This window comes from Geminocystis sp. NIES-3709 (assembly GCF_001548115.1).
Taxonomy (GTDB): Bacteria; Cyanobacteriota; Cyanobacteriia; order Cyanobacteriales; family Cyanobacteriaceae; genus Geminocystis.
In genome coordinates, this window is record NZ_AP014821.1 from 1016571 (window position 1) to 1031964 (window position 15394).

Consider the following 15394-nt stretch of genomic DNA (forward strand, 5'->3'; position numbering starts at 1 on the left):
TAAATCAGATTAGATTCCATCGCCACAATTCAAGTTAAAATAAATCAGATTCGAGATATATTTAATACTTTACTGAAAATATGACCACAGCTACTCAAACCAAATATGAAGCGATCATTGGTTTAGAAACTCATTGTCAACTTAATACTAATACAAAAATATTCTGTAATTGTTCTACAAATTTTGATAGTCTTCCTAATACAAATGTGTGTCCTGTCTGTTTAGGACATCCGGGAGTTTTGCCCGTATTAAACCAAGAAGTGTTAAACTCCGCCATCAAAATGGGTTTAGCCATTCAAGGAAAAATTGCTCGTTATAGTAAATTCGATCGAAAACAATATTTTTATCCAGACTTGCCGAAAAATTATCAAATATCTCAGTTTGATTTGCCTATTGTTGAACATGGTAAATTAGAAATTGAATTAGTTGATCCCAAAACCAAAGAGATAAGCAAAAAAACCATCGGTATTACCCGTTTACACATGGAAGAAGACGCAGGAAAATTAGTCCATGCCGGGAGCGATAGACTAGCAGGATCAACTCATTCTTTGGTAGATTTTAATAGAACTGGTATTCCTTTATTAGAAATTGTATCCGAACCAGATTTGCGCAGTGGTCAAGAAGCCGCCGAATATGCTCAGGAATTGCGTCGTGTAGTGCGTTATTTAGGCATCGGTGACGGTAATATGCAAGAAGGTTCACTCCGTTGTGATGTTAACATTTCTGTGCGTCCTGTCGGTCAAAAAGAATTTGGTGTGAAGGTTGAAATTAAAAATATGAACTCCTTTAGCGCCATCCAGAAAGCCATTGAACATGAGATTGAAAGACAAATTGAGGCGATTGGTAACGGTGAAACTATTATTCAAGAAACTCGTTTATGGGAGGAAGGGAGTCAACGCACTATCAGCATGAGAGTAAAAGAAGGCTCTAGCGATTACCGTTATTTTCCTGAACCAGATTTACCACCATTAGAAGTCAATAACGCAACACTAGAGACATTACAAAAACTTTTACCAGAGTTACCCGCTCAAAAACGTAGTCGTTATGAGACAGAATTGGGCTTATCTGCTTATGATGCCAGAGTTTTAACGGACGATCGAGATGTCGCATTATACTTTGAATCTGTAACGGCTGGAGGTGCAAGTATTAAAGCTGCCGCTAACTGGGTTACACAAGATATTGCGGCTTATTTGAATAGTAATATCGGTATGACTATTAATGATATTGCTCTAAAACCTGAAATGTTAGCAGAGTTAATTACCTTAATTGAAAACGGAACAATAAGCGGTAAAATTGCCAAAGATTTATTACCAGAATTACTAGAAAAAGGCGGATCTCCTAAAGAAATTGTCGAAAGTAAGGGCTTAATTGCTATATCTAACCCAGATGAATTAGCAGAAATTATTGATAAAATTATAGCTGCTAATCCTGATAAATTAGAACAATTTAGAGCTGGAAAAACTAAATTACAAGGATTTTTTGTGGGACAAATTATGAAAGAAACAGGAGGAAAAGCCGATCCAAAATTAACAAATAAAATTCTCAATGAAAAACTAAATAATTAGAAATTAGGAATTAGGAATTAATAGTTTTTTTAACTTTCCTATTTCTCTTATCTTTATTTTTTTCTTTCTGGAAAATGGTCAATTTCAGCAGTCCCATAAAATACAAATTCTTTATCTTTAATTCTAGCTCGATCAACTCTTAAACGAGTGCCATCAAGGACAAATTTATCTAAATCTAAAAGGTTATTAACGTGGTCAATGATTGCTTTTCCTAATAATTGAGCGTCATTATCACCTTGATATTGAGGGTTAATAAATTGAATTTTTGTTCTACCTTCTACCTCTAAATTAGCCAAAATGTTAATACTAACTATATCTTGATTATTCCCGATGGTTATATCAGCTTTAATTCCTAAAGATTTATCCTGATTAACAGTTATTTGTGTATTTTGAAAGTGGAGAGATTGTCCTTGATATTCTAATTTTTGTAATTTTTCCACAATGAAAGGGGTATTAAAAGAAGCAGTTAAATCCTCTTCTGTCAACACAATTCTCAAGGTGGCTTGAGTCGGTTGTCTTAACTTAACTTTACCGCTAAAAATGGCACTAAAATCGATGGAAACCGCTTGGAGATATAATTCCATCGCTTCTAGTCTCAAACCGTTGTACATTAACATTCCGTTGCCGATGAAGTCGAAACCGTCCACACTTCCTTGTAAAAGTTTGGCAACAGGCTCAACTCTGAGATTCGCTTGTAATTTGCCCGTTTTTTTAAACAAGGCTGCGATGGCCGTTGTAATAGCTTTACTGACGATTTGATCTCCACTTTGTCCCGAAAAAGGTAAACTGCCAAACACAATTATTGTTATCGTCCTGATTTACTTTTACAATCACCTATTTTAACATTAAGAAATATTAAAATATGTAAATTAATTTTAACATTCAATCCAAAATTGAGAAATTATTGATCAAGTTCATTAAGAATATCCACTTTTGTTAATGATAAGGGTAATTTGCATTGTAATTGGAGTAAATAAACAAACTTGATTTAAAGATTCCATTAAAACTTTAGAACAGATTTAGAAATTTAGAGCATAATTTTTCGATCGTATAGATAATATTTATAGCTGTAGGATTCATTGAAGCTAAAAATTAATTTAGAATTTCTAAAAAATTGATTGTTGTTATTGTAGTAACTCAAGATACGGTTACAATTATCGAAATTTCCTGACTTAAACAGAATTGTTGTACCAATCTCATAATGAGTTATACCAAAAAACATCATCAAAAAGTGTTAAATTTTAAGGGTTATATTTTAGGTTAGATAAGGTTTTTCATATTCTTTTATTAATACTTAATTGTTCATAAATCATTTAGCACTGCTATATTTAACCTAAATATAGTTACTTATTACTTGTTATTTATCTCAAGGTGAGGAGAAATTATGGCCGTTCAATTACAACAAGCGATCGCAGTAGGCACATATATATTAAAACAAAAACTGCAAGGAAAAAAAAGATTTCCTCTAGTGTTAATGTTAGAACCTTTATTTCGTTGTAATCTCGCTTGTCCGGGATGTGGAAAGATTCAACATCCTTTAGAAATATTAAAAAAATATCTGTCTCCTGAAGAGTGTTTTATCGCCGTAGAAGAATGTGGTGCCCCTGTTGTTTCTATTCCGGGAGGAGAACCTTTATTACACCCCCAAATAGGCGAAATTGTTAAAGGTTTAGTAGCCAGAAACAAGTTTATTTATCTTTGCACCAATGGCATTTTATTAGAAGACAAATTAGACTTATTTGAACCGTCACCCTATCTTACCTTTAGTGTACATCTTGATGGTTTAAAAGAAACCCACGATCGATGTGTCGATCGAGAAGGAGTATTTGATAAAGCAGTTAAAGCCATTAAAACGGCAAAAGCCAGAGGATTTCGAGTTAGTACTAATACAACAGTATTTGAAGGTACAGATCCTCAAGAAATGCAAGAATTTCTCGACTTTCTTGAAACCCTTAATACCGATGGTGTGATGATTTCTCCGGGTTATAGTTATGAGTGGGCACCGGATCAAGAACATTTCTTAAAACGAGAGCAAACTAAAGCCTTATTTAGACAAATCCTTAATCCTTGGAAAAACGGTCAGAAAAACTGGAATTTTAATCATAATCCCCTATTTCTTGACTTTTTAACAGGAGAAAAAGATTATGATTGCACACCTTGGGGGAGTCCTAGTTATAGCGTATTAGGTTGGCAAAAACCCTGTTATTTACTTAATGAAGGCTATTACCAGAGTTATCAAGAATTATTAGATAATACTGAATGGGAAAAATATGGGCAAAAGAGTGGTAATCCAAAATGTGCTGATTGTATGGTTCACTGTGGTTATGAGCCTACCGCAGCCATGGATGCTCTTAAATTTGAAAATACTGGCAGAGCAATTACAAGCCTATTTCGTTAAGATACTGTTGAGAGTTGATGATGAAAAAATTACCATAATGATTGGTTTTACCTGAGTTCGAGAAAAAATCCTTGATGTAGGTAGGTTTTAGGGTTTAGGGTTTAGGTTCTAAAAATACCAAATCTGATTGAATTATTTAATTAAATTCATCTAAGTAAAATCAATTGTTAACAGTTTTTGATCAATTATTTACCTAATACCTAACAACTAATACCTAATACCTTGCTATTACCCATACATTTTGCATCGAACTGAGGTAATTTTGAAACTATTATACTTCTCAAAATATTCATTAAACAGGGATTGAGTAATAGGTAATAGTGATTATAATTGATGATTTATTATCTTAAATTGATTTTTATTTTTAATTTTTGAAGATGTCGATTAATTAACAAGTAAAATTAATTTATGGTTGATAATTCACGATTCACGATTAAAGGTACAATTACACTAATAAAGATCCCTATATTAATAATTATGAGTACAGTGTTGCTTGTCGAAGATAGTACAACGACAAGAAAAATGATTAGTGAACTATTAATTAAGCAAGGTTTAAAGGTAGAAATAGCAACGGATGGAGTTGAAGCATTAGAAATATTGCCTACTATTAGCCCTGATATAGTTATCTTAGATATAGTTATGCCCAAAATGAATGGGTATGAGGTGTGTCGCAATATTAAATCAAATCCTAAAACAAAAAATGTCCCCGTGTTGATTTGTTCTTCCAAAGGAGAAGATTTCGATCGATATTGGGGAATGAAACAAGGAGCTGATGCTTATATCGCAAAACCCTTTCAACCAAAAGAACTAATTGCTACCATTAAACAATTGTTAAAAGGATAAAGTTAAAATAAGATGGTGAGCTATTAATTTTATGATGATATTAACTCAAACAATTAAACCTATTTCCTTTAATATAAAACTCCAAGGAAAAAAGTTTATGATGCGATCGTGATTTACTATAGATATTAAAAAATTAGTATTTTTCAGCTGTTATTAATGATAATAAAAATATTCGTAAACCAGTAATCACATAATAGAGAAAAACATGGCTGACAATCAAAAGTATTCAGACTCTATCAAAGAGAGCCAAATTACTTTAGGCTTAGAACAATCTGTCGAAGGAGTAGAAGCCCCAGAAGGAGAATTACATCTTCGTTTTGTCTTACCCTCTGGGGATGAATTCGCCCTTCCAGCTGTTGGCATTAGAGAAGTCATGCAACAAGAACCGGATAGAATTACTCCCATTCCTAACGCCTCTCCCTTACTATTGGGAACAATTAATCTTCGAGGAGAAATTATTTGGGTAGCTGACTTAGGGCAATTTTTGGGTTATCCTAATATGTTGAATACTGATAGGTCTGATATACCCGTAATTGCTATTGAAGAACAAGAAACAATTTTAGGGTTAGCTGTTGATAAATTGGGAGCGATGCAGTGGTTAGACATAGATACATTACAAATACCTCAAAATATTCCCGATCATATCGCCCCTTATATTCAGGGTGAATGGATGGATGAACATAATCACTATGTTAGACTTTTAGACCAAATTGCTATTCTTCGCTCTGCTCGTTGGGTAGCATAAATTATATAAATCACCAAGATTACATCACGAATTTAGCAATGAACGGAGAAAGCACTATGGTATCAGAAACTGACTATCAACAAAGATATGGACAGGCTCAAACAGCTTATCTTGAGGGTGATTTAGAATCAGCTATTAATATTGCAGATGACATTACAAAAGACTACCCAGAAGATCCGAGCGTTTTATTACTCAAAGGACATATATACTTACGTCAACAAGAATACGAAACAGCGAAAGCTACCTATAAACAAGTACTGAATCTAACAGATCATCAAGATTTAGTAAACTTAGCTCATCAAGGATTAGCACAAATAGAAGAAGAACAACAAGACTTTTACCCCTCAGAAGTAGAGTCCCCTATGTTTGACGATGAGATTGAAGAAATAGATGATGATGAACCAAATGATAATTGGACGAGTAGTATTCAATTTGATAGCATCGATTGGGATGTGGATGATTTAGAGGAAGAAGACATCGAAGATCCCACTCTGCAACAAAATCCCCCTCTTAATAGAGATTTCTCTAATCCTCCTCCAAAACCAAAATCTTCTACTCAACAAAATGAGTCTTTTGAAAATCTATTTACCGATGATGATAATGATGATACCGCAGCGAATCAAACCCCCAGTAAAAATGAAAAAGTTACCTCACATTCAGATTTTGACGGATTTTCTGATGATCTGTTAGCCATGAATCTTGATGAATCAGATTTTAACTATGATGATGAGGATGAAGATTTTATCAGTGATGGTACTCAAGATACAGGTGCCCCTACTTTTGTTGTTTCTTCTGAAGAACCAGAATTGAGTGATCTCGAAAAAATGTTAACGGGAGGAGCCAATCTTTTAGGAGATTTTGACGAAGATTTAGGAGACTATAGCTCAGAATTAGAACCTTTAACTTCTGCAATGCAATCATCTAACCCCTCAACTACTGAATTAGGAGATGAAGATGGCCCCTTAGTACCAGAAGGAGAGGAAAATTTCTTTTTTGCACCTGATGAATTAGACGATATTCCTGATATTGATGCAGATGAATTACCTGTATCTAGTATTTTCACTAAAGAACAAAGACAAGACAAATCCTTTAGTAGTATTTTAGATGATAATGATAATGTTTTTGATGATGATTTTGAAAATGAAATTACGGGAAGTTTTACCTTTGATACAGATAAAATTAACTTAGATATAGAAGATGATGATATTAGTGTTTCTTCTTCTCTTTCAGATATATCTACGTCTCCATCTTCTACCATATTCACTCCAGAAGTGGAAATTCCTCAAGGAAATTTAGCTAAATACTATAATTTACCTTTACTATCAAAACAGTTAGTTCATGGTGGTATAACTGGTATTGCTACTTTCTTGATTGTGTTGTTAGTTAGTTTTTCCCAAGCCTCTATTCCTCTAAATACGACGAATAAGCCTGAAGTAAAACCGACAACGGAGAAAAAAGAAACTCCGGTTAAACAGGAAGATAAACAAGCCAAAACCATTACTTATCCTTTCTTTAACAGATTTTTGTTAAGTTTGATAGCTGGTCTTGCCAGTGGTGGCAGTACAATAGCATTAGGTTATTTAATGACTAATCATGTTAGACGCTATACCAATGATTTGCAGAATCAATTTGAGTCAGTTTATCAAGGTGATTATGAAGTTAAAGCAACGGTTTATTCTCAGGATGAATTTGGGACTTTAGCCGCAGGATTTAACCAAATGGCAAAAATGATTAATACTACCACCACAGAAGCCAGAAAACGGGCGGAAGAAACGGAAAGAGCGAGGGAAGATTTACAACGTCAGGTTATTCGTCTTCTCGATGACGTGGAAGGGGCGGCAAGAGGAGATTTAACGGTACAAGCTGAGGTAACGGCGGACGTTTTAGGGGCGGTGGCTGATGCTTTTAACCTAACTATTACAAACTTACGGAAAATCGTTAAACAGGTTAAACAAGCGGCGGTTCAAGTAAACAAAGCGAGTACAGATAGTGAGGTATTCGCCCGAAATCAATCTAGTGATGCGTTGAGGATGGCGGAGGAGTTAGCTGTAACGCTTAATTCGGTACAAATGATGACTGATTCTATTCAAAGGGTAGCAGAAAACGCTAGGGAAGCGGAAGAAGTTGCTCGATCGTCTAGTGTTACAGCCCTTAAAGGTGGAGATGCGGTAGAACGAACGGTGGCAGGTATTTTACAAATTAGAGAAACTGTATCGGAAACGACTCGAAAGGTAAAACGACTAGCGGAAGCATCTCAACAAATTTCCACCATTGTTGCCGTTATTTCTCAAATTTCCTCTCGTACCAACTTGTTAGCGTTAAATGCTTCGATTCAAGCGGCACGGGCGGGGGAAGCTGGTAGAGGGTTTGCGATCGTGGCTGATGAAGTACGACAGTTAGCGGATCGTTCGGCTAAATCCTTACAAGAAATTGAACAAATTGTATTACAAATTCAAACAGAAACGGGATCGGTAATGACGGCAATGGAAGAGGGTATTCAACAGGTTCGGGATGTAACTGATCGATCGGAACAGGCAAAACGATCGCTAGAAGATATTATTCAAGTATCTAATCGTATTGATGCTTTAGTTCGATCGATTACTGCTGACACCGATGAACAAAGAGAAAATTCCAGAGGGGTTGCGAAGGTAATGCAGGCCGTAGAATTAACTGCCCAAGCCACTTCTCAAGAATCCCAAAGAGTAGCAGGTTCACTACAAAATCTGGTAGGTATTGCGAAAGATCTTATTTCTTCTGTAGAACGTTTTAAAGTAGAAGGAAAATAATTAAATCAATGAACAATGAACAATTAATAATTAATAACTTCAAAAATTTTGAGTTCAATTTATTGAACGTGATCATGATCATCTTAGCAGTGAAATTTATCAATCTGTGGATTTTTGATTAACTGCTGTCTTCCAGTCTCCTTATCTCTCTATCTCCTAACTAAAGTGAATAAAGTATTTGAACGTCTAGTGTCGGGACTGTTTTTAACAGGACAAATTTTGGTTCATATCTTACAAGCTAAAATTTATCGTAATAATAGTTTAGATCAAATGGCTTTTGTGGGGCCTGCGTCCTTGCCCATATCCTTAATTACTGCCGCTTCAGTGGGTATGGTATTTACAATTCAGGTAGCAAGGGAATTTGTCTATTTTGGTGCTACTACCGCAGTGGGAGGCGTTTTAGCTTTAGCTTTAACTCGTGAATTAGCACCGGTTTTAACAGCCGTAGTATTAGCAGGTCGTGTGGGAAGTGCTTTTGCTGCCGAAATTGGTACGATGAAGGTAACAGAACAAATTGACGCTTTGTATATCTTAAAAACAGATCCTGTTGATTATTTAGTGACTCCTAGAGTTATTGCTTGTTCTTTAACGTTGCCTATTTTAAGTATTGTCTCTTTAGTGGTAGGTATGGGAGCGGGGTTAATTATCTCTGATACAATTTATGATATTTCTACCTCAATTTTTCTTGATTCTGTTAAGAATTTTTTGAAAACATGGGACGTAATTGTTTGTATTATTAAATCTGTGGTTTTTGGAGCGATTATTGCTATTATTGGCTGTAATTGGGGTTTAACTACCACGGGGGGTGCAAAGGGTGTAGGTCGATCAACTACTGAAGCGGTGGTTATTTCTTTGATTTCGATTTTTGTAACTAATTTTTTTCTTTCATGGTTAATGTTTCAAGGTACTGGTAGTGCGGTAATAGAATAATTGACAATTAAGAATTGATAATTGATAATTACTTTGTCAGGACTTGCTCATTTATAAGAAAAAGAAAAACTAAGGAATGAAGCATTGTTCTTTAAGGGTTAAAGTTTTTGCCCTTTATTTTTGATTTAATCTTAACCAATTATTTTTTTATATCAGTAAGTTGATAAATTTATGCGTATTTTAATTATGGGGGGAACTCGTTTTATCGGTGTTTCTCTGACTAAAATTTTAGTTGCTCAAGGTCATGAAGTTGTTTTGTTTAATAGAGGTAATAAATCTGTACCTGTTGATGCTGTGACTCAAATACATGGCGATCGTAAAGATATACCACAATTACAAGAAAAATTAAAAGGACAAAATTTTGATGCCATTTTCGATAATAATGGGCGAGAATTAAGTGATACTCAACCTTTAGTTGAATTATTTAAAGGAAAATTATCTCATTTTATCTATGTTAGTTCAGCAGGGGTTTATTTATCATCGGAACAAATGCCTCACCTAGAGGATGATCCTGTTGACCCACAAAGTCGCCACAAAGGGAAATATGAAACGGAACAATATCTCCAAAATGAGGGTATTCCCTTTACTTCAATTCGTCCTGTATATATTTATGGTTCGGGCAACTATAATGATTTAGAGGCTTGGTTTTTCGATCGATTAGTACGAAATTTGCCTATTTTAATTCCGAATAGTGGTTTACACTTTACTCAATTTGGTCATGTGGAAGACTTAGCTATCGCGATGAGTAAGGTTTTGGGTAATTCCAAAGCCATTGGACAAATATATAACATTTCGGGCGATCGATATGTAACCTTTAAAGGATTAGCTTTGGCTTGTGCATCTGCTATCGGGAAAAATCCAGAAGAAATAGAGATAAAATATTATAATCCTAAGAAATTTAATTTAGGAAAAAGAAAAGCATTTCCTATTAGAGTACAACATTTTTTTGCCGATATTTCCAAAGCTAAAAAAGATTTAGATTGGCAACCAAAATATGATTTAATTTCAGGATTAAAAGAGTCTTTTGAAAATGATTATTTACCATCAGGGAGAGACAAAATTGAAATAGATTTTACTCTCGATCGAGAAATCCTCAGTCAATTATAATCCTTAAAAAGATCTTACAAAAAAATAGCTCCTTTTTAAACAAATTTTTAGAATAGAAAGATATTTTAAAATTATATCTAGCAGTCCTAAATAGATTATTTCAAAAAGTATTAAATTTTCAAAAAGTTTAAATATTTTTTATAATAATTGATTATTAACATCTTAATTTTACCTGAGTTCGATGTTAGAAATTTTATTATTAATAAGGGTTTAAGAGTAGTAGGTAAAGACATTTTACCTTAACAAAAGAATTAAATAAGCATAAATAATTATCTAAAATCAATTTGACTAATGTTTAAATCAATTATTACTATTGTCTCCTACCTTAATAAAAAATTTTATGTTGAAATGAGTTTATTTCGGATTGCTATATAAATTATTATTCTTAACAAATAGTCTTGTTATTACTAAGAACATTTATTGAAATAAATTCAATGTTATTTTTTATTTTAAAAAACTATGAAAATATCGATCGCCCAACTAAATCCCATAATCGGAGATATTGAAAACAATGCTAAGAAAATTCGAGAAAAAGCTGAATTAGCCGTTAAAGAGGGTGCAAAATTACTCTTAACCCCTGAATTATCTCTTTGTGGTTATCCTCCCAGAGATTTACTTTTAAACCAAAGTTTTGTTGATGTAATGTCTGAAAAATTACAGCAATTAGCCTTAGAAATTCCATCACAAATTTATGTTTTAGTAGGTACTGTAACATTTAATTCTCTTGCTCATGAACAGGGTAAAAAGAACCTTTATAATAGTACTGCTTTAATCAATAATGGTAAAATCTACCAAATCTATCATAAAAGACTTTTACCAACTTATGATGTATTTGAAGAAGATCGATATTTTAGTGCAGGAAATGATGTTAATTTTTTCATTTTAGATGGTGTAAAAATAGGGGTAACAATTTGTGAAGATTTGTGGAATGATGAACAATTTTGGGGTAAAAAAAATTATAGTATTAATCCTATTCAAGATTTAGTTAATGAGGATATTGATTTAATTGTCAATTTATCAGCTTCGCCTTATATTGTTGGGAAACAAAAACTAAGAGAAGGATTATTAAAGCATATTGTTAACAAATATAAAATACCAATTATTTATGTTAATCAAGTAGGTGGAAATGATGATTTAATTTTCGATGGTTTTAGTTGTGGAGTTAACAAGCAAGGAGAAATAATTGCTAGATGTTATCCCTATCAAGAAGATTTAATTTATTTAGAATTAGAGAAAAATAATAAAGATTTATCTTCAAATTATGTTCAAGATTTAATTGATAGTGAAGAGAAAGAAATTTATCAAGCCTTAGTATTAGGTGTCAAAGATTATGCTCGAAAATGTGGTTTTACTAAAGCTATTTTAGGTTTAAGTGGTGGTATTGATTCCGCTTTAGTGGCAACTATTGCTGTTTCTGCATTAGGTAAAGATAATGTTTTTGGTGTGTTAATGCCTTCCCCTTACAGTTCAGATCATTCTGTTATTGATGCTGAAAAATTAGTTAATAATTTAGGTATAAAAAGCGAAAAAATATCTATTCAAGAGGGAATGAAAAGTTTTGATTTTATGTTAAATCCCCTTTTTAAAAATACAGAATTTGGTATTGCTGAAGAAAATTTACAGTCGAGAATTAGAGGGACTTTATTAATGGCGATCGCAAATAAATTTGGTTATTTATTATTATCAACGGGCAATAAATCTGAGATGGCAGTGGGATATTGTACTTTGTATGGTGATATGAATGGGGGATTAGCTGTTATTGCAGACGTACCGAAAACGAAAGTTTTTAACATCTGTAAATGGATTAATAAGGATGAAGAAATAATCCCTAATAATATTTTAGTAAAACCACCAAGTGCAGAATTAAAACCCAATCAAAAAGATGAAGATTCTTTGCCTCCTTATGATATTTTAGACGATATTTTAGAACGTTATATCACTCAACATCAATCTTTAAATGATATTGAAAAAGCAGGGCATAATTTAGAGACTATTAAAAAAGTGGTAAAATTAGTTGATCGAGCTGAATTTAAACGAAAACAAGCCCCTCCTGGACTAAAAATAACAGATCGAGCATTTGGTACCGGTTGGAAAATGCCTATTGCTTATAGATTAGGAATTACAAATTAGAAATTAGAAATTTTTGTTGTAATTTAATAGTTATTTACTTATTATTATTATATAGCAATTCTTATATTTATGAGGTACTCCAGAGCAGAGTCAAACCCATTGCTATTAAGAAATAGGTGTACCTTACTATTTAGATAAACGCTATAATAGTGATTTTTCACTTGATGAAATTAAAAGTATTTTGGAAAAACTATATTACTATCTTTCCTTTATTAATGGTTCATGGACAACACCAATATTAATAACAGGTTTTGATCATAATGATATATTAGTATCGGAACTATGGTGGAATTTTTTTGTTGAATCACATCGTTATATTAAAAGATGGTTTCCCGATTCTTGTGATCAAGATTTTCAAAATTTATTTTCTAATTTTTGTCAAAAATGGAATAATCCTCAATGGAATGACGTATTAAAAAAAGCACTTAATTGGTATATTGAAACAAATAAATGCTCAATTATGATAGAAGGTAATATTATCTTACAACAGGCTGCTTTAGAAATGTTATCTAGCTTTATATTAGTAGAATTGACACAAGTGATAACAAAAGAGAAATATGATAAAAAAGACACTACCAAGAAAATTAGAAAATTGTTAAATCACTATAATTTACCGTTAAAGATTCCTGTAAATTTAACTAATTTAAAAAAAATCGAAAATGATCAAGACAATAGATTTAATGATTCTCCAGCAATTTTTGTATTTGTAAGAAAGTCAATTGTTCATGACACTCTTGAAAATTTAGAAAAAATGGAGGAAACTATAATAAATTCACAAGTGGATAAAGAAGATGTTATTTCTGAAGTTTATATTTTAGGTCAATGGTATTTAGAGATAATTTTATTAAAAATATTTGACTATCAAGGAAATTATGTCGATCGTACAAAACAAGATATTTGGAAAAATTCAATTGGGGAAGATTTTACTAAATTAATATCTTAAGTATAGCTATGGTGTTCGATCGAGCCTAAAGAAAATTAACTTTAATATAAAAAACTATATTTTAGTAACGATAATTTAATATTTTTTATCATCTTAACAAACTGTTTCAAACTTAAGTGAAATGACTATATATCTTTCCAATCTAACCTTTAATTTTGATAACTTATGAATTTAGTCAGTTTTTAGTAAAGGCATTTGAGACAGAGGAATGGTTAATGTTACTGTAGATCCTAATTCTTCTCCCATGCTGTAAAAAGAGATTTTACCCCCCATTGTTTCTACTAAGCGTTTTGAGATAGCTAATCCTAATCCTGTACCTCCATAAGCCTTTGTTCGAGAACCATCTACTTGATAAAATGTCTCAAATAGTTTTTCTTGTTTATCTAAGGAAACTCCTATACCCGTATCTGCAACGCTGATTTTTACCATACCGGGTAATGTCATTCCTTTTAAAATAAAGGTTTTAGGTATAATTTCTGTTGTAATTTCTATCCCTCCCACTCTGGTAAATTTGAGAGAATTACCAACTAAATTAAACATTATTTGTAGTAGTCTTTGATAATCAGCATAGACTAAAATTTGGTCATAGGTAGCAGGTAAATGAATATTAAGAGAGAGATTTTTTTTCTCGGCTTGATTATGGGCAAATTTATAAATATCGTTGTAAATGTTGTTAAGAGAAATCGTATCTAAATTAAATTCTAATTTCCCGGATTCTATTTTGGCGATGTCTAAAATATCATTAATTAAATTCAATAAGTGTAAGGCGGAATGATAGGCTTGATCGAGAAATTCTAGTTCTTCTTCTCGACTATCGGTCATATCATCTAGTATGAGTCTTAAAAATCCGATGATACCATTTAAAGGTGTTCTTAATTCGTGGCTAGTACTGGCTAAAAATTCAGTTTTTAATCGAGATGCTTCTTCTGCCTGAGTATTTGCTTGTTCTAGTTTTTGGTATAGCATAGCATGAGCGATCGCAGTTCCCACTTGATCTGCTAATTCTTGTACTAATTCTAATTCTGCTTGATTCCATTGTCTTAATCGATCGCATTGATGTAAACAAATAATTCCATTAAATTGATCGTGATAAAAAGTAGGTACTAACAACACGGACAAAGCATCACAGGAAGGGTACAAAGTCCCAACTATAATTTTTGGTTTACGCTCAAACACAACATCTTTTATCACAGGATAGTCATGAAAATTAAAACGTCTTCCTAATATGGAGGGATAACGAGGATCACAATATTCGGCTTTAATTTCGAGATATTCCTCTTCTTTTGTCGGGGAAAATAAAAGACAACGATTAGTACTTAAAGCTTTTCCGATACTATCTACCGTTTGTTGCCAAATGGTTTCTAAATTGAGCGTCGCTCGAATTTTTCGTGCTATGGTGGTAAGTAATTTTTGATAAGGATCGGGATTAGTGGGTAGTGAGGAAGTGGTAGTTAAACAAATTTCTTGTTCTTGTAAAAGATGCCCCATAACTAATACTAATTCAGCATTACCACTGGGGAGAATAATTGGACTAATAATTAATTCAAAAGGTAAAGAATGATCTTCGTAACACAAAATACAATGACATTGTTCAGGAATTTTCCGAGTTAAAATTCTTTCAATTCTTTCCAGATAAGCTGATTTTGCAAAAGGAGATAATTTGATGATTGAGTCGTTAGTAATTACTCCTAATTCGGGTAAATTCGATCGCCAATAAAAAGAATGATAGTTACCCAAAACATCTTGAGTAAAGACTAATTCACTACCCAAATCCCCTAGATTTTGAAAGTTATTTTTAACTATGTTTAACGTCATTTATTCTCCGATGATCTAATCAATGTAATGCTAATCGATCAAAGTTTAGATCATTAACTATATTAAAAATTAACTTAGAGCTTAACAAAAATCGCTCTTTTCTTTCAACGATAAATTATTTCAAAAAAAAGG

At 32.7% G+C, this 15394-nt stretch carries 11 protein-coding genes; 9 read left to right on the plus strand and 2 right to left on the minus strand.

Annotated elements, in window-relative coordinates:
- Positions 1-80: 80 nt before the first annotated feature.
- The gene (gene gatB / locus GM3709_RS04385) at positions 81-1565 is read left to right on the plus strand and encodes an Asp-tRNA(Asn)/Glu-tRNA(Gln) amidotransferase subunit GatB (RefSeq protein ID WP_066116646.1); all 1485 of its coding nucleotides are present in this window, start codon (positions 81-83) and stop codon (positions 1563-1565) included.
- Positions 1566-1618: 53 nt separating this feature from the next.
- Here gatB and GM3709_RS04390 read toward each other — a convergent pair whose 3' ends face one another.
- Positions 1619-2374, minus strand: a complete 756-nt coding sequence (locus tag GM3709_RS04390) for a DUF2993 domain-containing protein (RefSeq protein WP_066116648.1) — start codon at positions 2372-2374, stop codon at positions 1619-1621.
- A 575-nt stretch (positions 2375-2949) separates the two neighbouring features.
- On the opposite strand from GM3709_RS04390, the gene hpnH reads away from it, so the two are divergent.
- From hpnH to GM3709_RS04430, 8 genes are all read left to right on the plus strand, one after another.
- The gene (hpnH, locus tag GM3709_RS04395; RefSeq protein WP_066116649.1) at positions 2950-3963 is read left to right on the plus strand and encodes an adenosyl-hopene transferase HpnH; all 1014 of its coding nucleotides are present in this window, start codon (positions 2950-2952) and stop codon (positions 3961-3963) included.
- Between the two features lie 477 nt (positions 3964-4440).
- The gene (locus GM3709_RS04400; RefSeq protein WP_066121722.1) at positions 4441-4806 is read left to right on the plus strand and encodes a response regulator transcription factor; all 366 of its coding nucleotides are present in this window, start codon (positions 4441-4443) and stop codon (positions 4804-4806) included.
- A 205-nt stretch (positions 4807-5011) separates the two neighbouring features.
- Positions 5012-5551 carry a chemotaxis protein CheW gene (locus GM3709_RS04405; RefSeq protein ID WP_173645699.1) on the plus strand — a complete coding sequence of 180 codons (540 nt, stop codon included), beginning with the start codon at positions 5012-5014 and terminating at the stop codon, positions 5549-5551.
- A 56-nt stretch (positions 5552-5607) separates the two neighbouring features.
- Positions 5608-8337 carry a methyl-accepting chemotaxis protein gene (locus GM3709_RS04410; RefSeq protein WP_066121727.1) on the plus strand — a complete coding sequence of 910 codons (2730 nt, stop codon included), beginning with the start codon at positions 5608-5610 and terminating at the stop codon, positions 8335-8337.
- A 165-nt stretch (positions 8338-8502) separates the two neighbouring features.
- The gene (locus tag GM3709_RS04415) at positions 8503-9267 is read left to right on the plus strand and encodes an MlaE family lipid ABC transporter permease subunit (RefSeq protein WP_066116651.1); all 765 of its coding nucleotides are present in this window, start codon (positions 8503-8505) and stop codon (positions 9265-9267) included.
- 171 nt (positions 9268-9438) lie between these two features.
- Complete coding sequence (locus GM3709_RS04420) at positions 9439-10374, plus strand: NAD-dependent epimerase/dehydratase family protein (RefSeq protein ID WP_066116652.1); 936 nt, start codon at positions 9439-9441, stop codon at positions 10372-10374.
- 459 nt (positions 10375-10833) lie between these two features.
- Positions 10834-12504, plus strand: coding sequence for an NAD+ synthase (locus GM3709_RS04425; RefSeq protein WP_066116654.1), 1671 nt, complete (start codon positions 10834-10836; stop codon positions 12502-12504).
- Between the two features lie 181 nt (positions 12505-12685).
- A complete protein-coding gene (locus GM3709_RS04430; protein WP_066116656.1) occupies positions 12686-13447 on the plus strand; it encodes a hypothetical protein in 762 nt (253 codons plus the stop codon).
- Between the two features lie 171 nt (positions 13448-13618).
- Here GM3709_RS04430 and GM3709_RS04435 read toward each other — a convergent pair whose 3' ends face one another.
- Complete coding sequence (locus tag GM3709_RS04435; RefSeq protein WP_066116658.1) at positions 13619-15262, minus strand: ATP-binding protein; 1644 nt, start codon at positions 15260-15262, stop codon at positions 13619-13621.
- Between the last annotated feature and the right edge of the window lie 132 nt (positions 15263-15394).

Bases quoted from the DNA above. Each gene is read 5' to 3' on its own strand.
- gatB (WP_066116646.1), top strand. From the start codon at position 81: ATGACCACAGCTACTCAAACCAAATATGAAGCGATCATTGGTTTAGAA.
- hpnH (WP_066116649.1), top strand. From the start codon at position 2,950: ATGGCCGTTCAATTACAACAAGCGATCGCAGTAGGCACATATATATTA.
- GM3709_RS04400 (WP_066121722.1), top strand. From the start codon at position 4,441: ATGAGTACAGTGTTGCTTGTCGAAGATAGTACAACGACAAGAAAAATG.
- GM3709_RS04405 (WP_173645699.1), top strand. From the start codon at position 5,012: ATGGCTGACAATCAAAAGTATTCAGACTCTATCAAAGAGAGCCAAATT.
- GM3709_RS04410 (WP_066121727.1), top strand. From the start codon at position 5,608: ATGGTATCAGAAACTGACTATCAACAAAGATATGGACAGGCTCAAACA.
- GM3709_RS04420 (WP_066116652.1), top strand. From the start codon at position 9,439: ATGCGTATTTTAATTATGGGGGGAACTCGTTTTATCGGTGTTTCTCTG.
- GM3709_RS04425 (WP_066116654.1), top strand. From the start codon at position 10,834: ATGAAAATATCGATCGCCCAACTAAATCCCATAATCGGAGATATTGAA.
- GM3709_RS04435 (WP_066116658.1), bottom strand. From the start codon at position 15,262: ATGACGTTAAACATAGTTAAAAATAACTTTCAAAATCTAGGGGATTTG.